The organism is Ruegeria profundi (assembly GCF_020171505.1).
Classification (GTDB): Bacteria; Pseudomonadota; Alphaproteobacteria; order Rhodobacterales; family Rhodobacteraceae; genus Ruegeria; species Ruegeria profundi.
This window is the reverse complement of record NZ_JAIUZS010000001.1, coordinates 510,755-529,188: the sequence shown is the minus strand read 5'-3', so window position 1 is coordinate 529,188 and position 18,434 is coordinate 510,755. Positions and strand designations below refer to the sequence as shown.

Genomic DNA, 18,434 nt, shown 5'->3' with positions numbered 1-18,434 from the left:
AAGATTCACGCCGATGGACGATAGCATAGGTTTCGCGTTGACGCATCTTTAAGGGTCAGAAATTGCGGAACGGAGACGCCTCAGGTGATCAGGGAAGTCGCGCGCTGTTAGATCAGCTTCGCGCACTAAGCGATCGAAATGGCGGGTAAAAGTCTCGATCCGGTCGCGATCACGGAAGGCCATATAATGGCTGCCAGCGTAAAACACGCATAGAAGCGGACCAAAAATCGTAACTGGGGCAGAGTAAAGCCGTTTCGCATCAAACAGATAAATCCTCAGGCGCGGGTAAAGCTGTTCACAGATATCAAGCAGGTGGTCAATCTGGTCCCGCCGTATTTTTGGACACAGACCTTCGTAATACCCGGTGGCATGTACAAAGCTGTCGATTTCATAGAGGGGCATCGCGATTTCATAATCTGATTGAGCACTGCGCATCCATGTCAGACGATCGGCTGAAGCTCCGATAGCTTGATTGGCGGTTCGGCCCAAGTGTGGTGCGTATTCCCACTCTAACACGGCGCGCGTCTTTAACATGTCCGGTAAAGTTGCTGGAACATAACGAATTTTGTAGCCCGCCGCCTCTTGGTGCCATTCGAAGATGCGTTCGTCCACAAGGGCCCGAGGAGCCTCGGTCATGGTGAGCGAACTGGCCAAAAGCTCGGCTGCGCTTTCCGGTCGGTCAGACAAACTCAGAAGCCAGTCCGCAGAAACCCCTAAGGCCGAGGCGCAGCTTCCAACTACATGGGCGTTCGGAAGTCTCGCGCCCTCATCCGTCAATAATTGTGAGACGGTCGAACGATCCACGCCGATTCGACGGGCAATGGCGCTTTGGCTCACTTGGCGCTCTTCCATTGCGCGGGCGAGGCGCTGTCGGAACTGTGACGCACGGTATCGTTTGTCGATTTTATTCTTCATATGTTTGAAAATATCACAATTGATGAATTTTGTTAATCATATTCAGAATTTTCAACGTATGCGGTGCCCCGTTATTTTGAAGACATAACAACAATATGGGTGACGGAATGGAAACGCGACGAAGATCTGTCGTGAAAGCTGTCCTGTGGAATGCCATGGGATTGGTCGTGATGACGCTGGTTGGGCTTGTCGCCACCGGCTCGGCGGCGGTCGGGGGAACGCTGGCGATTGTGAATACTGCAATTGGTCTGACGCTCTATGTTCTTTATGAGCGTGTCTGGGCCGGGATAACGTGGGGCCGCAATGTCTAGGCCCGCATCGCCAGAATGGGGCACCCTTGGCCTGATCGTTGCGTGCTATGGCGCTTGGCTGGCTGTGATCTTCCTTCTGCCAGTATGGGCGGCGATCCCTGCGATGGCGCTGGTCGCAGCGCTACACTCTTCACTGACGCATGAGGCACTGCACGGCCACCCGTTCCGCAGTAGGTGGTTGAACGAGGCGTTGATGGCGCTGCCGCTAACGCTTTTCATCCCATACCAAAGATTCCGCGATCTACACTTGGCGCATCATCGCGACGAAACCTTGACCGACCCCTATGACGACCCAGAGTCGAATTACCTCGACCCCAAAGTCTGGACGTTATTGCGACCCTGGCAAAAGCGGATTCTAAGCGTGAACAACACGCTGTTAGGCCGCATTGTGTTGGGCCCAGGGATTGGACAAGTCATGTTTATGCGGGATGAAGTGCACGGAGCACTGCGCAGGGACGATGAAATCCTGCGGGCCTGGGCAATCCACCTGCTTGGGGTCGCGGCGGTTCTTTGGGTTGTCTCGCAGTCATTGATGCCGATTTGGGCCTATCTGCTCTCAGCCTATTTTGGCCTTGGCCTTGTGAAGATCCGTACCTTTCTGGAACACCGCGCGCATGAGGATACAAACGCTCGTACGGTGATTATAGAAGACCGCGGACTTCTGGCTTTTCTGTTCTTGAACAATAACCTGCACGTCGTTCATCACATGAATCCGCGTGCGCCATGGTATCGGCTTCCTGCGTTGTACCGCGCAGATAAAGATCGGTATTTGACCAGTAACAAAGCCTATGTCTATCGGTCGTATTCCGAGATTATCAGGACATACCTTTGGCGGGCGAAGGACCCGGTGGCGCATCCGCTCTGGTCAAAGGAGTGATTTAGCGACACAAGGGGCCCTATGAGTTTATGGGTTCCCGTCACCATCGCTGCCGCCTCGTTCCAAACGGTGCGGTTCATGCTTCAGAAATCGCTGAGCACCGTAAAGCTGACGGCGGCCGGGGCGACATTCGCCAGATTTGCGTATTCGTTACCGCTTGCGGTTTTGGCGCTGACCATCGCACTGCTTGTAACCGGGTACAGCCTGCCATCGTTGACCGCTTGGTTCTGGCTGTACGCAATGGTTGGTGGCACCGCGCAAATCCTGGCGACGATCTGCGTCGTTGCCCTGTTTAAGCAGCGTAACTTTGCCGTAGGAATCACCTTCAAGAAAACCGAAGTGATTCAAACCGCCATTGTTGGATTTCTGGTGCTGGGCGACCAAATCTCGAACGGGGCGCTTTTGGCGATCATACTGGGGCTCGCCGCAGTGTTACTGTTGTCGAAAAGCCCCGAAGGCGGTGGGGCCTGGTGGAAACACTTGTCCAACCGCGCATCCCGCTTGGGGTTGGGATCAGGGGTCCTGTTTGCATTTTCTTCGGTCGGCTATCGCGGCGCATCGCTGGAGTTGGGGGACATCGACGCTTGGTTTCGCGCCTTGATCACCTTGGCGTTCGTCGTCACATTCCAGTTTATCAGCATGGGGCTTTGGCTTTTGTGGCGCGACCGGGCCGAACTTGTTGCTGTATGGCAGACACGGAGTACAGGAGTGTTTGTTGGCCTGACCAGCCTGTGCGGGTCGTTCTGCTGGTTCTTTGCCTTCACGCTGCAAAACGCCGCCTACGTCAAGGCACTAGGGCAGGTCGAGCTTATCTTCAGCTTGCTCGCCTCGATCCTGTTTTTTCATGAGACGATCACCCGGCGCGAGATCGCCGGGATGACGTTGCTTGGTGTGTCTATTCTGGCGCTGGTGCTTGCAATCTAGCCCGTTCGGCGCTCATCAAAGCTGAGGGCGATGAAACTCGGCAGATGATCGCCCATGCCCACGACGGTCGAGCCATTGTCGTCACGTCGGCTACGTCCTCTGGGCTCTTTGTCCTTCTTGCGGTCGGTCTTCTTGCTGTCGCTCTTTTTACCTTCTGAAGACTTGCTTCTTCTCTCGGGCTTCTCGGCCGGTTTCGGTTCGTCCTTGACCGGATTGTCGAGCCGCGGGATGTCCTTTTGGATCAGCTTTTCAATCGCATCCAAGGCCTTTTCATCGCGGCCCGTACAGATCGTGATCGCTTTGCCATCGCGTCCGGCACGACCGGTTCGGCCGATACGGTGGACGTAATCCTCGGCATGGCTGGGAACGTCGAAGTTGAACACGTGGCTTACCGAAGGGACGTCCAGCCCACGCGCGGCGACGTCTGACGCCACCAATAGGCGGAGTGACCCGTCACGGAATCCGTCCAGTGTCTTTGTTCGTTGCGACTGATCCAGGTCACCGTGAATCGCGTCGGCGTCATAGCCATATTTCTTCAGCGATTTTGCGCAGATATCCACATCTGTCTTGCGGTTGCAAAAGATGATCGCATTTGTGCATTTGTCGCCTTCGGCATCGATCAGAGCACGCAAAACCTTGCGCTTCGCACTGGCTTCGCGGTCGCGTCGTCCGCCTTTGAACATCACAACGCCTTGCTCAATCGTTTCCGAGGCCGTGGCCTGCCGCGCAACCTCGATCCGGGCGGGAGCGGACAGGAAAGTGTCAGTGATCCGCTCAATCTCTGAGGCCATGGTGGCCGAGAAGAACAGGGTCTGGCGGGTGAATGGTGTCAGCGAGAAGATGCGTTCGATATCGGGGATGAACCCCATATCCAGCATCCTATCGGCCTCGTCCACCACCATGATCTGAACGCCGGTCAGCAACAGCTTACCGCGTTCAAAATGGTCCAGCAGCCGGCCCGGTGTGGCGATCAGGACGTCAACGCCGCGATCGATCAGGGCTTCTTGCTCCTTGAAACTGACACCGCCAATCAGCAGCGCCTTGGTCAGTTTAAGATGTTTTGAATAGGTATCGAAATTCTCGGCCACCTGCGCGGCCAACTCGCGAGTCGGGCACAGCACCAGCGACCGCGGCATCCGCGCGCGCGCGCGTCCGCGCGCCAGCAAGGTGATCATTGGCAGAGTGAAACTGGCGGTTTTGCCGGTCCCGGTCTGGGCGATCCCCAGCACATCGCGCCCCTCCAGAGCAGGCGGTATCGCGCCTTCCTGAATCGGGGTGGGGATTTCGTATCCAGCTTCCTCAATGGCTTTGAGGACCTTGGGGTTCAGGTTCAGTTCGTTAAACTTTGTCATGTATGTCCGGTTTTTGCGGACACTAGACCTGGCCCGCGCGTCAAAGGTGTGCCGGGCCCGGATGGCCATACGCAGCATCGCGCATTTCGGCTTGGAGCGGGACATAACAAAATCGTAGGTCGGGGTCAAATGAAGTCCCCCGAAGATGTTTCTGCGTCCTACAGATGGGGGTTTACCGCAACAATTCAGGCACTTCCGGGAAAGTGTTTCGCAAGCTTGGCGTTCAAATTGAGGGGCCGATGCCGGAGCATCCCAAATTTCTCAAGCCGCGCACGCACCTCGGGGTCCGCGCCGCTGATCTCATCGAAAAAACTACGCAGCCCGTCGATACCGTTTTCGGCTTCGATACGGGTTAGCAATTCGTACATGTTCATCCCGCCTTCGGTACGCGGCACGTTTGGGGACATTTCGGCGCGATAAGAGCCGCGCTTAAGCCGGAATGGAAGGTGAGCCAGCCAACTGTCCCAATCTGGTGCGTGGCGGTGGCAAACGTCGACGCCGGATAGCTCGGTTTTGCAGGGCAGGGGATCGCCGTTTTGAAGCAGGTTGTGAATACGAAAACTGATCTTTGGCAAACCGGTGCGGGCGAACACCTTGCCTTGCAGGTGGCTAAAGAAACCGCCCCGAACAAAAGTGCCGAAGCTTGGGTATATCGTCTGAACGAGTTTTTCGCGATCCGGGCCTTTGGGGATAAACGTCTTGTACAAATCCTCACCGCTGGCCAGCGCTTCGATCGGTCGGACCCGGACACCAGGAAGATCGTCAGGGACCCTAGCAAGACACTGAGAAATGGGGCGGTCCGACCACAAAAACTCATCCACGTCGATATGGGTCAGCCAATCCACTTCAGCGTTGCGATAGGTGAAGGATGCATTCGCCGTCTGACGGGTCTGGTGCGCTTCGGGCCGGTCGCGTTTCCGACTCGCCCAGAACCTGTCATCGCACGTGTGGACGTCGATCTTTGTGTGCTCATCCAGCGCACCAAAGGCTGCCGGGTTGGGTTCGTCCAGAAAGACGTACATCCGGTCGACACCCAAATCTAGGTGATAGGCCACAAAGCGCAGTATGTCCGGGGTCGGCCCCCGAACGGTCGAAACAATGCCCCAGGTCGGGTTACCGGTCATAAACAGCGTTTTGGCCGATCACGTCATCATTTCCTTGGTCGCCGTCAGGTTCAGTGCTGGATAGTCACGCACAACCCGGTCAATATCCCATTGCAGGCGGGTCAGGTACACGATGTCACCATCATGGTCATGGGCGATATGCTGCTTGTTGGCGTTGACGAATTTCTCAACCTCGGCCTTCTCACCGCTGACCCAACGCGCTGAGGTGAATTGTGACGCTTCGAACCGGACGGGCAGACCGTATTCCATCTCGATCCGGCTGGCGAGCACTTCGAATTGCAGCGCGCCGACGACGCCGACGATAAAGCCCGAGCCGATTGAGGGTTTGAACACCTTGGCGGCGCCTTCTTCGGCAAATTGCATCAAGGCTTTTTCCAGATGCTTGGCTTTCATCGGATCGCCCGGACGGACGGTTTGCAGCAGTTCCGGTGCGAAGGACGGAATGCCAGTCACGCGCAGTGCCTCGCCCTCGGTCAGCGTATCACCGATGCGCAACTGACCGTGGTTCGGGATGCCGATGATGTCGCCGGCCCAGGCCTCTTCAGCCAATTCACGGTCAGAGGCAAGGAACAGCACGGGGTTTGAAATTGCCATCGGTTTCTTCGACCGCACATGCGTCAGCTTCATGCCGCGCTTGAAATGGCCAGATGCCATACGGACAAAAGCCACCCGGTCACGGTGCTTGGGGTCCATATTGGCCTGCACCTTGAAGACAAACCCGGCGACCTTTTTCTCATCGGGTGCAATCTGACGGGGTTCGGCCGATTGAATCTGCGGCTGCGGGCCATAGGCACCGATGCCCTCCATCAGTTCCTTGACGCCGAACGAGTTGATGGCGGAGCCAAACCAGATCGGCGTCATATGCCCTTCCAACACCGCCTGCGGGTCGAGTTTGGGCAACAGTTCGCGCGCCATTTCAACCTCTTCCAGCAGCTTTTCCAACAGATGCTCGGGCACGTGCTCAGCCAGTTTGGGATCATCCAGCCCGTTGATCTGGATGCTTTCGGCCACCTTGTTGCGGTCGGCACGGTCCATCAGCTCCAACCGGTCGCGAAGCATGTCGTAACAACCGATGAAATCGCGACCCACGCCAATCGGCCATGCGGCGGGCGTGACGTCGATGGCCAGCATTTCCTGGATTTCATCGATGATCTCGAACGTATCGCGGCTTTCGCGGTCCATCTTGTTACAGAAGGTCAGGATCGGCAGATCGCGTAGGCGGCAGACCTCGAACAGCTTCTGCGTCTGGCTTTCCACACCTTTTGCGCCGTCGATGACCATCACGGCGGCATCCACGGCGGTCAGCGTGCGATAGGTATCTTCCGAGAAGTCCGAGTGACCGGGCGTATCGACCAGATTGAACCGGAAATCGCCATAGTCAAACGACATGGCCGAGGCGGAAACCGAGATGCCTCGATCCTTTTCCATCTGCATGAAGTCCGACCGCGTGCGCCGCGCCTCACCCTTGGCGCGCACTTGGCCGGCCATCTGGATCGCGCCCCCGTACAACAGGAACTTTTCAGTCAGCGTTGTTTTGCCCGCATCCGGGTGCGAGATGATGGCAAATGTCCGGCGTCGGGCGATCTCGGGCGGCAGTACGGGTTGGTTCGAGGTATCAAGCATAAGCGCGCGTATAGGCGGGGAAACCGGCCGAGGCAAGATAAAGGGGATGTTCAGAATCGTGTTGCTGTGGCAATAAGAACATAAAGAGAACAAATAGAGGAGAAGACCAATGAACCTGAAAGAGATTGCAGAAGAGCTGGTTGCCGGATGTCGTGAGGATCGCGCCAAGGAAAACCTGCCTAAGCTTTATGCGGCAGATGCGGTTTCGGTTGAAGCGCAGGACATGGACGGCTCTGGCCGGGAAACGCATGGTGTGGACGGAATCCGCGGTAAGCACGAATGGTGGGAAGGTGCGCACGAAGTTTCAAGCGCCACGGTCAGTGATCCGTATCTGCACGGCGATGACCGTTTTGCCGTGATCTTCGAGGTGCAGGGTAAGGTGAAGGAAAGCGGTGAGAGTTTCGATATGCGCGAAGTCGGCGTATATCACGTCACTGATGGCAAGATCGTGCGCGAAGAATTCTTCTATTAAGCCGGTGTTGCCAATCTGGTCTTTCCTGTCTGGCCGGTGCTAGACATGCGGCCATTGAAAGGCAGGGAGGATCAGATGGATCTGGGTATTCGCGGAAAAAGAGCGCTGGTTTGCGCTAGCAGCAAGGGATTGGGCTTGGGCTGTGCCGAGGCATTGGCCGAGGCAGGTGTCGATCTGGTGATGAATGCGCGCGGGGCCGATACGCTTGAGCGCGAAGCCGATCGTCTGAGGTCCCAGCATGGCGTTTCGGTGCAGACCGTTGCCTGCGATGTGACCTCACCCGATGGTCAGGCGCAGGTTATCGAAGCCGCGCAAAACGTTGATATTATTGTGACAAATGCTGGTGGTCCACCGCCCGGTATGTGGTCGGACTGGGAGCGTGATGATTTTATCAAGGCGCTGGATGCCAATATGTTGACGCCGATTACGTTCATGAAAGCACTGTTGCCGGGAATGATGGACAAGGGTTGGGGCCGGGTGGTGAATATCACCTCGCAATCCGTGCGGGCACCGATCGCCGTTCTGGGCCTGTCAAACGCTGCGCGGAGCGGATTGACCGGATATGTCGCAGGCACGTCGCGGCAGGTAGCGCCGTATGGCGTAACGATAAACAACCTGCTGCCGGGTATCCACGCCACCGACCGCGCGGATGCGTTGGATAGCGGTGTGGCAGAGCAAAAGGGTATTTCAATGGATGACGCTCGGGCCGAGCGTGCTGCAACGATTCCTGCACGCCGCTATGGAACGCGGCAGGAATTCGGCGCGACCTGCGCGTTTCTGTGTTCGCAACAGGCGGGCTTTATCGTGGGGCAGAACATCCTGCTGGATGGCGGCGCCACAAACATGACGATGTAGGGATGTCGCAAGGATTCTCGCTGAAAGATCAGCTGTATAACCAGGAAAAGACCCGCTATTTGGCGGGTTTGTTCGCCGAGGCTGCGCCGACTTTTGATGCCCAAGCCTTTGAAGGGCAGGTGATGTCCCGCTTGCTGGACCTTGAGTTGAAAGAGCGCATAGCCTGGATTGCCGAGTGCCTGCAAAATGCGTTTCCGGGGGCGCTGCCGGATGTCGCGCCGACCCTTCTGCGGGCGTTGCCGCCACCGCTTGATCCAACCAAAAAGGATGACGATTTCGGTGACTTTATCTTTGCTCCTCTAGGCGAATGGATCGCGTCCGTGGGATTGGATCATCCCGACCTAGCGCTTGATGTGCTGGAAGAAGTGACGCAGCGCTTTTCGATGGAATGGGCCATTCGTCCGTTCCTGAACACTCATCCACAGCCGGTGCTGGATCGAATGGAACGCTGGTGTGATCATGACAGCTATCACGTGCGCCGGTTGGTAAGCGAGGGTACAAGGCCCAGACTGCCTTGGGGGCAGGCGGTCGGACTGGACCTGACCGATCCGTTGCACTTGCTGGACCGGCTGCACAAAGATCCGACGCGCTATGTCACGCGGTCGGTGGCGAACCATCTGAACGATATCACCAAGAAGAACCCTGATCTTGTTTTGGATCGGTTACGCGCGTGGGAAGCAGAAGGTCAACAAGACCGAGACGAACTGCGTTGGATGACCTCTCATACCCTGCGCGGGCTGGTCAAAACAGGTCATCCGGGGGCCATGACACTGCTGGGATATGATCCCGAGGCCGATGTCACCGTTGAATTGCAAATAAAAGGTGAGGCGCGGATTGACGGGGTGTTGGAATTCGATGTCTTGCTAAGCGGACAAAATAATCAACCCATTCTAGTCGATTATATCGTTCACTTTCAGCGACCTGGAGGGAAAACCTCAGCTAAGGTTCACAAGTTTAAACAGGCTAAACTGCGTGATGGTCGGCTGAGCCTTAGTAAGTCGCACAAGCTAAAGGGTAACGCGTCCACATACACGTTGGTTCCCGGTGCGCATCGGCTTGAAATTCAGGTCAATGGACGGGTGCGCACGGGTGCGGACTTTGAATTACTCGCATAGACCCTCACGCTTTCGTCAGATTTTGCCTCAGCGGATTGCGCCAACGCTAGGGCTGAATTACCTGATTTCCAGCCAACGGGAAAAGGAAACCTGTGATGAATCATGAGTCCGTGCAGAATTACTATGGTGAAGTGCTGCAAAGCAGTTCGGATTTGCAGACCAACGCGTGCTGTACCCCGGACGCCATGCCGGATCATCTGAAACAGGTTCTGTCCAAAGTTCATGACGAGGTGCTGACCCGTTACTACGGCTGTGGTCTGATCGCGCCGCTGGATTTGAAGGGAATGAGCATCCTTGATCTGGGCTGCGGGGCGGGCCGTGATGTTTTTGCTCTGTCTGCGATGGTGGGCGAAACCGGCCGGGTTGTTGGCGTTGATATGACGCCCGAGCAGCTAGAGGTTGCGCGAGCTCATCAGGATTACCATGCTAGCGCGTTTGGCTATGCGGCCAGCAATGTGGAATTCCATCACGGATACATCGAAAGGCTTGATGACCTGAACCTTGAGCCGGGATCATTCGACATTATAGTTTCAAATTGCGTGATCAACCTGGCCACGGACAAAGAGGCGGTTTTGCGCGGCGCGCACCGTCTGCTGAAGGACGGTGGCGAGATGTATTTCTCGGACGTCTACGCCGACCGTAGGGTGCCGAAAGGCATGGCTGAGGATGAGGTTCTGTACGGCGAATGCCTTTCCGGTGCGCTGTATTTGAATGATTTCCTGTCAATTGCCCGCAAGGCTGGGTTTGGCGATCCGCGCCGCGTTACGCATCGCCCGCTGACCATCGAAAACCCGGTTCTCGAGGCACGCGTCGCACCACTGAAGTTCCAGTCGGCCACCTACCGCCTGTTTAAACTGCCCAAATTGGAACCAGCCTGCGAAGACTACGGTCAGGCGGTGATCTACAAGGGAACGATCCCCAATGCACCGCATCTGTTTGAATTGGATGACCACCACGCGATGGAAACAGGTAAGGTTTTTCCCGTTTGCGGCAATACCTGGATGATGCTGAAAGAAACACGCTTTGCGCAGCATTTCGAGTTCATCGGTGATTTCTCGACCCATTATGGTGTTTTTGAAGATTGCGGTGGAGAAAACGCATTCGAAACACCGGGCGAGGTCGCGTCGGGTGGGTGCTGCTGATGTCTTGCACCTGACGGGCGGGGTTGCTATCCCCGCCTAAGCCCGATGAATTTGATCGGGAAAAGACAGCGGGGCCCATCGGTGACAGTAGACGCAACTCCTCCTCGTCTGGAAATTCGAAATTTGATCGCGCGGTACGAGGGGCGGGTTGTTGTTGACAACGTATCCCTGTCTGTCGACGCGGGTAAGGTGACTTGCCTTCTGGGGCCATCGGGTTGCGGCAAGTCGACGACCTTGCGCATGATTGCCGGGGTCGAGATGCAGGAATCCGGTGAAATTTATGTAGACGGCAAGTTGATTTGCGACACCGTGTTCCGAATCCCGCCAGAGCGTCGAGAGATCGGCCTGATGTTTCAGGATTTCGCGCTGTTCCCGCATCTTAACGTGGCCGACAATGTGGCTTTTGGTTTGAAAGGCCACAAGGACGAAAAGCGCGCCCGGGTTGAGGAGCTTTTGCGCAAGGTCGATTTGATTCATTTCATTGACAAATACCCTCACCACTTGTCTGGGGGAGAACAGCAGCGCGTGGCGCTGGCACGCGCCCTTGCGCCGCGTCCGCGCATTATGCTGATGGATGAGCCATTCTCGGGCCTTGATAACAGGCTGCGCGATGGAATCCGGGATGAGACGCTGGCCATTCTCAAGGAAGAGGATGCTGCTGTTGTTCTCGTCACGCACGAGCCTGAGGAAGCGATGCGCATGGCGGACGAGATCGCCTTGATGCGGCGCGGCAAGATCGTGCAGCAAGGTGCGCCGTACAATGTATACACACGTCCAGTCGACAAGGCTGCGATGGCGTTTTTTAGCGATATCAATATCTTAAAGACCAATGTGAAAGGGGCTTTGGCTGAAACGCCGTTCGGACAATTCCTTGCTCCGGGCGTTCCGGACGGGACAAATGTCGAGATCGTGTTCAGGCCACAACACGTACGGTTGGACTTTGACCGCAATGGCAAAGGGCCGTTGCCTACTGCAACCGATGGTAAGGCTGCGCGTGGTGTTGTGGAACGCGCGCGTTTTTTGGGCAATGAAAGCCTTGTCGAATTTCGGATGGACTATGACGGCTCGATCTTGAAGACGACAGTGCCAAACGTGTTTGTGCCAAATCCTGGGCGGGTCATGTGGTTAACGGTTCGCCGCAGTCATTGCTTCGTTTTCCAGGCTTAGGGTTCTGACGCGCAGTTTTGACCCAAGTGGTGCGCGAAAGTCTCAGATTGCACGCCTGCTTTGCTTGCCGCCACGCGAGGGCGGGTCTATCAAGGTTGAAACACTGCGGCGGATGGGGCTTATGCGTATTCTTCTTACCAATGATGACGGCATTAACGCGCCGGGCCTTATCGCGCTGGAAGCCATCGCCGCCGATCTGGCTGGACCCCAGGGCGAGGTTTGGGTGGTTGCGCCCGCGTTCGAGCAGTCGGGGGTTGGGCATTGTATCAGCTACACGCACCCGATGATGGTCGCCGAACTGGGCGAGCGCCGGTTTGCCGCCGAGGGCTCTCCTGCGGATTGCGTTTTGGCCGGATTGCACGACGTGATGAAGGATGCACGCCCCGATCTGGTGCTGTCCGGGGTCAACCGGGGAAATAACTCGGCCGAGAACACGCTTTATTCCGGCACTGTCGGCGGCGCGATGGAGGCCGCTTTGCAGGGCATTCCGGCAATTGCCCTGTCGCAGTATTTTGGGCCACGGAACCTTGGGCTGGACGATCCGTTTGAAACGGCCGCCCGGTTCGGCGCTGGTCTGGTGCGAAAAATCCTGGATGCTGCGCCGGAAAATCAGGGAGATTACCGCTTGTTCTACAACGTAAATTTCCCACCTGTGCCTGCAGATGAAGTGTTGGGCACGCGGATCGCTCCGCAAGGATTTCGTCGTGACACGCATTTTTCGGTCGAGCCGCACAGCTCGCCCTCGGGGCGGCGGTTCTTGTGGATAAAGGGCGGCTATCAGCACAACCCAACCGCGCCGGGCACGGATGCGGCGGTTAATCTGGAGGGCTACATCTCGGTCACGCCGATGCGTGCGGATCTGACAGCCCATGATGCGCTTGAGGCATTGAAGACGATCGAATGACCGGACCGGACCCCGAAACAACCATGCAGTTTTTGTTTGCCCTGCGCTCGCGTGGGGTAACGGATGCGCGTGTGCTGGCAGCGATGGAACAGATCGACAGAGGTCAATTCGTCAAAGGCTTGTTCGCCGATCGCGCTTATGAAGATACGCCACTGCCGATTGCGTGCGGTCAGACGATAAGCCAGCCTTCAGTGGTCGGGCTGATGACCCAGGCGTTGGATGTGCGTCCGCGCGACACAGTGTTAGAGGTTGGCACCGGGTCGGGCTATCAGGCGGCCATCCTGTCGAAGTTGGCGCGCCGGGTCTATACGGTTGAGCGTCACAAGCGGCTGGTGCGGGAAACCGGGCAGCTATTCCGCGACCTCGGCCTGACCAATGTTACCGCTATGTTGACGGACGGATCTTTTGGTTTGCCCGAGCAGGCCCCATTTGACCGTATCATTGTAACTGCAGCGGCAGAGGATCCGCCCGGGCCGCTCTTGGCGCAGCTCAAAATCGGCGGTATCATGGTGTTGCCGGTGGGACAGTCGGATGCGGTTCAGACACTGATCCGTGTCAGACGGACCGAGACCGGTCTGGACTATGATGAGTTGTTGCCCGTTCGTTTTGTGCCCTTGTTAGAGGGTCTTGGAAAGGACGGGGTTTAAGGATTGTTAGGCAACACGCGACGGAACCCCGGAAAACACGGGTAGGCGTTGAGGACAGAATGATGAGAGCAGTTTCCAAGTCAGCGATACTCCGCTGCGCCACCGGCGCGACAGCTTTGGTGATCCTTGCGGGGTGCGATGGTCCGCTGGATTACGACCTTCGTGGAAATGTGGGGGGGTTTTCGACCTCTGATGCCGCGCAAGCCGCGACAGCCAATCGTCCAGCCCCGGATGCCCGAGGCGTCATTTCCTATCCAACATACCAGGTGATTGTCGCGCGCCGCGGTGATACGGTTGCCGACGTTGCCGCGCGGGTTGGGTTGCCCGAGGGCGAGTTGGCAAGTTTCAATGGCTTGAAACCCACTGATCAGTTGCGTGACGGTGAAGTGATCGCTCTGCCGCGCCCGGTCGGTGGTGCCAGTACCGTCGATATAGCCACCATAGCCGGAACCGCGATTGACGAGGCGCCGACAGATGGGTCGGTCCGGACGTCGACGCTGGAGCCCGCGCAGCCTGCGGCGACGGCACCCGCTCCGACCCCTGCGCCATCTGGGCCCGAGCCAATCCGGCACAAGGTTAAACGCGGCGAGACGGCTTATACCATCGCGCGGCTCTACGATGTGCCAGTGGATGCGCTGGCCGAATGGAATGGATTAGGCCCGGACTTTACCGTGCGCGAGGATCAGTTCCTGCTGATCCCGATCAAGAACCAACCCGCACCACAACAGGCTCCTGTAGCCGCCACCAACGTGACGCAGCCGGGGCAGGGTTCGCCAACGCCGACCCCGCCCAGTGCAACGCAACCGCTGCCGGACGAGGTGATCGCCCCGGCCGAGCCAGCACCGGACGTGACCGCCGAAGCACCGACCAACCAAAGCAGCGCAGCCCTTGGGCTGCCGGTGACAGGCACGATCATTCGGACCTATGAGAAGGGCAAGAACGAGGGGATAGATATCGCCGCCGCTCCGGGCGCGGCTGTAAAGGCAGCCGAAGCGGGCACCGTGGCTGCGATTACCGCAGATGCAGATCAGGTACCTATCATTGTGGTCAAACACAGCAACGATCTTCTGACGGTCTATGCGAATGTCGACAAGATAACGGTGAAAAAGGGCGATCGCGTGCGCCGGGGTGAGCAGATCGCCTCACTGCGGGGCGGAGACAATTCTTATGTGCATTTCGAAGTGCGCAAAGGCTTCGAAGCCGTCGATCCCGAGCCCTATTTACAGTAAATGCACTGGCTGGTTTAGACCCGCTTTTGGTTGGGCGACCTAGTTATAGGGGTCGTAGTCGCTGAGCCGTTTCCCCGGTTCATCGGCAAAAATCTCGGGCAGGGGTGAGACGGCTTCGATCAAGTCGATACGGAATACACGGAAACCGTCCCGTAACTCGCACCACGCGGTCAGCGTCCAGACACGGCCCCAATACTCCATATGCAACGGGCGGATCGTGCGCTCGGTCAGTACGCCATCAATGCGACGATAGGACAAATGCAGTTTCTGTCGGGATTTTATTGCCGCACGGATCGGGGCCATATGGGCCAATCCACGCGCCGCATCCGCAAAGGGATACACCGCGAATTTCCACGTATCCGCCTCGGCCACGACTTGGGTCGGCAAAACTGCGTCGATCTTTTCAGCCAGTGTTTCGGCTGCCGCTTTGAGGTCAGCGTCTGCCGCCTCGGCCACGATAGCCATGCCGAGGTTCAAGGCTTCCAATTCGATCGGGGTCAGGGTTAAGGGGGGCAGGGTGATCTGTTCGCGCACCATGTAGCCGACGCCGCGCTCGCCCTCCACAGGTACGCCCGACGCGACAAGAGTATCCATGTCGCGGTAGATCGTGCGGACCGAGACCTCAAGCCGGTCCGCGATGTCCTGCGCGCGGTGCAGTTTGCCGTCGCGCAGGATCTGGATGATGTCGAACAGACGGTCAGTTCGGCGCATGACACGCCGTTCTGACCGCCTTTATGCGGTCATTTTCCATAGCACATTCTCATGGCGCATCTGGATGCTTTCGGGATTGATCGCAGCCATCATGCCAGCAGCACATTCCTGCTGAGGAAGCTGAGCAGCTGCGTCTTGCGCAGCTTTCAAGTCCGTCCAGATGACATAATCGGTCCAACGTCCATCCTCACCTTGGCTCAACTGACGGTGGACGAATCCGGGGGCTGAGCGGACGAACGCCTCAGACGCCTGGCTGAGCTTCACGTATTCTTCCGGCGAAGTGCCGTCTGTGAGGGTGAAGGTGACGATTTCTGCAACATGGGTCATTTGTATCTCCGTTGACCAAGTTTCGATAACCGTGTCCTAACCCTGTACAACTGACATAAACCTGTCAGTTGGAAAAAACCAGTCTGCAAAAATGTGTGATGCCGCCAGATTTGAGCGTCGAACGCCGTTCCGCCACTTTTCCAGCGGGCCTGGCAGGCGTAGACACAATCCCAGATCATATTCCCGGCGCCTGACGCCGACGCATAAGGAGAAAAGACATGCTCAATAATATTGGCCTTCCCGGCCTGCTGTTGATCGCCGTTGTGGTACTGGTACTGTTTGGCCGCGGCAAGATCAGTTCGTTGATGGGCGAAGTGGGCAAGGGCATCACATCGTTCAAGAAGGGCGTAAAAGAAGGCACCGACGAGATAGAGCAAGACGCCGCCGAAGTGGCAAAGGACGTTACGCCTGAGACAGAAAAAGATAAGGCCTAAACCAAGATGTTTGATCTGGGCTGGACCGAGCTTTTGGTCATCGGCATTGTTGCCCTGATCGTTGTGGGGCCAAAGGACCTGCCGGTGCTGTTCCGCAATGTCGGTCGTTGGGTGGGCAAGGCCCGCGGAATGGCGCGCGAATTCAGCAGCGCCATGAATGAAGCGGCGGACCAAGCGGGTGTCAACGAAATCAAAAAGGGCTTGAATGCGGCGGCCAACCCGGTCAGCAGCGCCATGGACGGTGTGAAAGAAGCCGCACAGGACATGGCCCGCAGCATCGACCCGACCAAGTTCGACCCCGATAGCGAGACGGGCAAACTGGCCGCGGAACGGGCCGAACAGGCCAAGAAGATTCAGGCCACGACCGCCCGCGCAGCTGCCGAACGCAAGGCCAAGGAAGCCGCAGATGCTCTTGCCAAGGCCGAAGAGGCCGAGGCCGCGCTGAAAACTGAAGGCAAGACATGACCAACACTGACGAGATCGAAGACAGCTCGGCCCCACTGATCGAGCATCTTGCTGAGCTGCGCACAAGGTTGATTCACTGTGTCGTTGCGTTTCTAGTTGGCATGATCATCTGTTTTACGGTGGCCACGCCGATCTTTAACTTCCTCACTCGTCCCCTGTGCGACGTGCTGGCAGAACGGGGGCAGGATTGCGGTCTGATCTTTATCTCTCCGCAGGAAGGTTTTTTTGTCGCCATCAAGGTGTCGCTGCTGGGTGGGTTCATTCTGGCTTTTCCTTACATTGGCATGCAGATGTGGCGGTTCGTGGCACCGGGTCTTTACCGATCAGAAAAGAACGCCTTTCTGCCTTTCATGGTGGCCTCGCCTTTTATGTTCCTTTTGGGGGCAAGCTTTGCGTTTTATGTCGTCACGCCGCTGGCCTATGACTTTTTCCTCGGGTTCCAGCAGTTCGGGGCAGAAGGAGAAGCTGTTGTTGACGGCACGGCTGCCGCTCCGCTCAGCGTGGTGTTTCAGGGGTCAGCACAAGAGTATCTGAACCTGACCATCAAGTTCATCGTGGCGTTTGGGCTGTGCTTCCAGCTACCCGTTCTGCTTACGCTGATGGGCAAGGCGGGCCTTGTCAGCGCCGAAGGGCTAGGCAGCGTGCGCAAATATGCCGTGGTCGCCATTCTGGTTCTGGCCGCGCTTGTAACACCGCCAGACGTAATCACTCAGATCATTCTCTTTGTTGTGGTCTACGGGCTTTATGAAGTGTCAATCTTCCTTGTTGCCCGCGTTGAGAAGAAGCGCGAAGAGCAACTGCGCGCAGACGGTTATTATGACGACGAAGAAGAGGCGGATGACGAGATCATCCGTGAAGAAGACGGCAAGTAAATCCGTTAACGGTTAGAAAGCAGGCGCGCCAATGATTGGCGCGCCTTTTTCGTCCGAGGCACTTGTTGCGCCGTTCGGAACATGGTTTGAACCCGCCAAGTCACGACCGGAGGCCCGAATGGATGACCAAGCCCTGAACCGAATTGCCGATGCACTGGAACGCATGGCACCGGCCCCTTTGGCCGCGCCGGATTTCGGTGCCGCACCCGCCTTTGTCTGGCATATCGAACCCGATAGGCTTGAGCCGGTCACACAGGTCAACCGCGTCGATCTGGAACTATTGATTGGCATCAACCGGTCCCGAGATACGCTGTTGGACAACACGCGCCGCTTTGCGGCCGGTTTCAAGGCCAATAATGCACTGTTGTGGGGTGCGCGTGGAATGGGGAAATCCAGCCTCGTTAAGGCCGTTCATGGCTCACTGCAGGCCGATTACCCGGACCTGAAACTGGTCGAGCTGCAGCGTGAAGACATGGGCTCGGTCGCACGCCTGCTGAATCACCTGCGGGTTGCTCCGCACAGGTTCATCCTGTTCTGCGATGACTTGTCGTTCAGTCACGACGACCAGCACTATAAATCGCTGAAGGCCGTGTTGGACGGCGGCATCGAAGGTCGCCCCGAGAACGTTGTCTTCTACGCGACGTCCAATCGCCGTCACCTGATGCCGCGGGACATGATCGAGAATGAACGCTCCAGCGCCATCAACCCGTCAGAGGCAGTCGAAGAAAAAGTTTCGCTGTCGGACCGTTTTGGCCTGTGGCTGGGCTTCCATCCCTGTGATCAGGACGAATATCTTGCAATGATCGACCGGTATTGCGGTGCCTACGGCGTATCGGTCGATGCGGACTTGCTGCGCGCAGAAGCCATCGAATGGCAGGCGACACGCGGCGCGCGTTCGGGCCGCGTGGCTTGGCAATTCTTTGTTGATCTGGCTGGGCGCAACGGTGTGCATATCGCATGACCTGTAC

General features: G+C 57.2%; 21 protein-coding genes. 15 read left to right on the top strand and 6 right to left on the bottom strand.

The genetic code is table 11. The features are described from left to right. Positions 1 to 48: 48 nt before the first annotated feature. The gene (locus LCM21_RS02485) at positions 49 to 915 is read right to left on the bottom strand and encodes a helix-turn-helix domain-containing protein (protein WP_224889170.1); all 867 of its coding nucleotides are present in this window, start codon (positions 913 to 915) and stop codon (positions 49 to 51) included. A 107-nt stretch (positions 916 to 1,022) separates the two neighbouring features. Here LCM21_RS02485 and LCM21_RS02480 point away from each other — a divergent pair, with 107 nt between their 5' ends. From LCM21_RS02480 to LCM21_RS02470, 3 genes are read left to right on the top strand one after another with little or no spacing between them, the layout of a single operon-like run. Beyond that, positions 1,023 to 1,226, top strand: coding sequence for a DUF2061 domain-containing protein (locus LCM21_RS02480; protein ID WP_224889169.1), 204 nt, complete (start codon positions 1,023 to 1,025; stop codon positions 1,224 to 1,226). Further along, entirely contained in the window at positions 1,219 to 2,103 is an 885-nt protein-coding gene (locus LCM21_RS02475; RefSeq protein ID WP_224889168.1) for a fatty acid desaturase, read from the top strand. The genes LCM21_RS02480 and LCM21_RS02475 overlap by 8 nt, the downstream gene beginning before the upstream one ends. A gap of 21 nt (positions 2,104 to 2,124) precedes the next feature. After that, entirely contained in the window at positions 2,125 to 3,027 is a 903-nt protein-coding gene (locus LCM21_RS02470; protein ID WP_224889167.1) for a DMT family transporter, read from the top strand. On the opposite strand, the gene LCM21_RS02465 is transcribed toward LCM21_RS02470, so the two are convergent. The 3 genes from LCM21_RS02465 to LCM21_RS02455 form a co-directional block, all read right to left on the bottom strand. Next, entirely contained in the window at positions 3,024 to 4,379 is a 1,356-nt protein-coding gene (locus tag LCM21_RS02465) for a DEAD/DEAH box helicase (RefSeq protein WP_224889166.1), read from the bottom strand. The genes LCM21_RS02470 and LCM21_RS02465 overlap by 4 nt on opposite strands. 185 nt (positions 4,380 to 4,564) lie before the next feature. Continuing rightward, positions 4,565 to 5,503 (bottom strand): glycosyltransferase family 2 protein, encoded by a 939-nt coding sequence (locus LCM21_RS02460; RefSeq protein WP_224889165.1) that lies wholly within the window; start codon positions 5,501 to 5,503, stop codon positions 4,565 to 4,567. Between the two features lie 18 nt (positions 5,504 to 5,521). Continuing rightward, positions 5,522 to 7,126 carry a peptide chain release factor 3 gene (locus LCM21_RS02455; RefSeq protein ID WP_224889164.1) on the bottom strand — a complete coding sequence of 535 codons (1,605 nt, stop codon included), beginning with the start codon at positions 7,124 to 7,126 and terminating at the stop codon, positions 5,522 to 5,524. A 109-nt stretch (positions 7,127 to 7,235) separates the two neighbouring features. Here LCM21_RS02455 and LCM21_RS02450 point away from each other — a divergent pair, with 109 nt between their 5' ends. The 8 genes from LCM21_RS02450 (at position 7,236) to LCM21_RS02415 (ending at position 14,657) form a co-directional block, all read left to right on the top strand. Then, a complete protein-coding gene (locus tag LCM21_RS02450; RefSeq protein ID WP_224889163.1) occupies positions 7,236 to 7,598 on the top strand; it encodes a nuclear transport factor 2 family protein in 363 nt (120 codons plus the stop codon). Between the two features lie 75 nt (positions 7,599 to 7,673). Continuing rightward, positions 7,674 to 8,453, top strand: coding sequence for an SDR family oxidoreductase (locus tag LCM21_RS02445; protein WP_224889707.1), 780 nt, complete (start codon positions 7,674 to 7,676; stop codon positions 8,451 to 8,453). A gap of 2 nt (positions 8,454 to 8,455) precedes the next feature. Continuing rightward, on the top strand, positions 8,456 to 9,568 hold the full coding sequence (locus tag LCM21_RS02440; RefSeq protein ID WP_224889162.1) for a hypothetical protein: 1,113 nt from the start codon (positions 8,456 to 8,458) through the stop codon (positions 9,566 to 9,568). 95 nt (positions 9,569 to 9,663) lie between these two features. Beyond that, positions 9,664 to 10,710, top strand: a complete 1,047-nt coding sequence (locus tag LCM21_RS02435; protein ID WP_224889161.1) for a methyltransferase domain-containing protein — start codon at positions 9,664 to 9,666, stop codon at positions 10,708 to 10,710. 45 nt (positions 10,711 to 10,755) lie between these two features. Continuing rightward, complete coding sequence (locus LCM21_RS02430) at positions 10,756 to 11,877, top strand: ABC transporter ATP-binding protein (protein WP_224889160.1); 1,122 nt, start codon at positions 10,756 to 10,758, stop codon at positions 11,875 to 11,877. A 121-nt stretch (positions 11,878 to 11,998) separates the two neighbouring features. Next, positions 11,999 to 12,781 (top strand): 5'/3'-nucleotidase SurE, encoded by a 783-nt coding sequence (surE, locus tag LCM21_RS02425; RefSeq protein ID WP_224889159.1) that lies wholly within the window; start codon positions 11,999 to 12,001, stop codon positions 12,779 to 12,781. Continuing rightward, positions 12,778 to 13,428 carry a protein-L-isoaspartate(D-aspartate) O-methyltransferase gene (locus LCM21_RS02420; RefSeq protein ID WP_068331646.1) on the top strand — a complete coding sequence of 217 codons (651 nt, stop codon included), beginning with the start codon at positions 12,778 to 12,780 and terminating at the stop codon, positions 13,426 to 13,428. The genes surE and LCM21_RS02420 overlap by 4 nt, the downstream gene beginning before the upstream one ends. A gap of 62 nt (positions 13,429 to 13,490) precedes the next feature. Continuing rightward, on the top strand, positions 13,491 to 14,657 hold the full coding sequence (locus tag LCM21_RS02415; RefSeq protein WP_068332611.1) for a LysM peptidoglycan-binding domain-containing M23 family metallopeptidase: 1,167 nt from the start codon (positions 13,491 to 13,493) through the stop codon (positions 14,655 to 14,657). A 39-nt stretch (positions 14,658 to 14,696) separates the two neighbouring features. Here LCM21_RS02415 and LCM21_RS02410 read toward each other — a convergent pair whose 3' ends face one another. Together LCM21_RS02410 and LCM21_RS02405 are read right to left on the bottom strand one after the other, a co-directional pair. Then, positions 14,697 to 15,368, bottom strand: coding sequence for a helix-turn-helix transcriptional regulator (locus LCM21_RS02410; RefSeq protein ID WP_068331643.1), 672 nt, complete (start codon positions 15,366 to 15,368; stop codon positions 14,697 to 14,699). 21 nt (positions 15,369 to 15,389) lie between these two features. Beyond that, a complete protein-coding gene (locus LCM21_RS02405) occupies positions 15,390 to 15,695 on the bottom strand; it encodes a hypothetical protein (protein WP_068331641.1) in 306 nt (101 codons plus the stop codon). Between the two features lie 218 nt (positions 15,696 to 15,913). On the opposite strand from LCM21_RS02405, the gene tatA reads away from it, so the two are divergent. The 4 genes from tatA (at position 15,914) to LCM21_RS02385 (ending at position 18,427) form a co-directional block, all read left to right on the top strand. After that, positions 15,914 to 16,129: a twin-arginine translocase TatA/TatE family subunit gene (tatA, locus tag LCM21_RS02400; RefSeq protein ID WP_068331640.1), complete on the top strand. Its 216-nt coding sequence runs from the start codon at positions 15,914 to 15,916 to the stop codon at positions 16,127 to 16,129. Between the two features lie 6 nt (positions 16,130 to 16,135). Next, on the top strand, positions 16,136 to 16,594 hold the full coding sequence (gene tatB / locus LCM21_RS02395; RefSeq protein ID WP_224889158.1) for a Sec-independent protein translocase protein TatB: 459 nt from the start codon (positions 16,136 to 16,138) through the stop codon (positions 16,592 to 16,594). Beyond that, positions 16,591 to 17,466 carry a twin-arginine translocase subunit TatC gene (tatC, locus tag LCM21_RS02390; RefSeq protein WP_224889157.1) on the top strand — a complete coding sequence of 292 codons (876 nt, stop codon included), beginning with the start codon at positions 16,591 to 16,593 and terminating at the stop codon, positions 17,464 to 17,466. The genes tatB and tatC overlap by 4 nt, the downstream gene beginning before the upstream one ends. A gap of 118 nt (positions 17,467 to 17,584) precedes the next feature. Beyond that, complete coding sequence (locus LCM21_RS02385) at positions 17,585 to 18,427, top strand: ATP-binding protein (RefSeq protein ID WP_224889156.1); 843 nt, start codon at positions 17,585 to 17,587, stop codon at positions 18,425 to 18,427. Positions 18,428 to 18,434 lie beyond the last annotated feature (7 nt).

Bases quoted from the DNA above. Each gene is read 5' to 3' on its own strand.
- LCM21_RS02410 (WP_068331643.1), bottom strand. From the start codon at position 15,368: ATGCGCCGAACTGACCGTCTGTTCGACATCATCCAGATCCTGCGCGAC.
- LCM21_RS02440 (WP_224889162.1), top strand. From the start codon at position 8,456: ATGTCGCAAGGATTCTCGCTGAAAGATCAGCTGTATAACCAGGAAAAG.
- surE (WP_224889159.1), top strand. From the start codon at position 11,999: ATGCGTATTCTTCTTACCAATGATGACGGCATTAACGCGCCGGGCCTT.
- LCM21_RS02480 (WP_224889169.1), top strand. From the start codon at position 1,023: ATGGAAACGCGACGAAGATCTGTCGTGAAAGCTGTCCTGTGGAATGCC.
- LCM21_RS02450 (WP_224889163.1), top strand. From the start codon at position 7,236: ATGAACCTGAAAGAGATTGCAGAAGAGCTGGTTGCCGGATGTCGTGAG.
- LCM21_RS02415 (WP_068332611.1), top strand. From the start codon at position 13,491: ATGAGAGCAGTTTCCAAGTCAGCGATACTCCGCTGCGCCACCGGCGCG.
- LCM21_RS02430 (WP_224889160.1), top strand. From the start codon at position 10,756: ATGAATTTGATCGGGAAAAGACAGCGGGGCCCATCGGTGACAGTAGAC.
- LCM21_RS02405 (WP_068331641.1), bottom strand. From the start codon at position 15,695: ATGACCCATGTTGCAGAAATCGTCACCTTCACCCTCACAGACGGCACT.
- LCM21_RS02485 (WP_224889170.1), bottom strand. From the start codon at position 915: ATGAAGAATAAAATCGACAAACGATACCGTGCGTCACAGTTCCGACAG.
- tatC (WP_224889157.1), top strand. From the start codon at position 16,591: ATGACCAACACTGACGAGATCGAAGACAGCTCGGCCCCACTGATCGAG.
- LCM21_RS02445 (WP_224889707.1), top strand. From the start codon at position 7,674: ATGGATCTGGGTATTCGCGGAAAAAGAGCGCTGGTTTGCGCTAGCAGC.
- LCM21_RS02460 (WP_224889165.1), bottom strand. From the start codon at position 5,503: ATGACCGGTAACCCGACCTGGGGCATTGTTTCGACCGTTCGGGGGCCG.
- tatB (WP_224889158.1), top strand. From the start codon at position 16,136: ATGTTTGATCTGGGCTGGACCGAGCTTTTGGTCATCGGCATTGTTGCC.
- LCM21_RS02455 (WP_224889164.1), bottom strand. From the start codon at position 7,126: ATGCTTGATACCTCGAACCAACCCGTACTGCCGCCCGAGATCGCCCGA.
- LCM21_RS02420 (WP_068331646.1), top strand. From the start codon at position 12,778: ATGACCGGACCGGACCCCGAAACAACCATGCAGTTTTTGTTTGCCCTG.
- LCM21_RS02435 (WP_224889161.1), top strand. From the start codon at position 9,664: ATGAATCATGAGTCCGTGCAGAATTACTATGGTGAAGTGCTGCAAAGC.
- LCM21_RS02470 (WP_224889167.1), top strand. From the start codon at position 2,125: ATGAGTTTATGGGTTCCCGTCACCATCGCTGCCGCCTCGTTCCAAACG.
- tatA (WP_068331640.1), top strand. From the start codon at position 15,914: ATGCTCAATAATATTGGCCTTCCCGGCCTGCTGTTGATCGCCGTTGTG.
- LCM21_RS02385 (WP_224889156.1), top strand. From the start codon at position 17,585: ATGGATGACCAAGCCCTGAACCGAATTGCCGATGCACTGGAACGCATG.
- LCM21_RS02465 (WP_224889166.1), bottom strand. From the start codon at position 4,379: ATGACAAAGTTTAACGAACTGAACCTGAACCCCAAGGTCCTCAAAGCC.
- LCM21_RS02475 (WP_224889168.1), top strand. From the start codon at position 1,219: ATGTCTAGGCCCGCATCGCCAGAATGGGGCACCCTTGGCCTGATCGTT.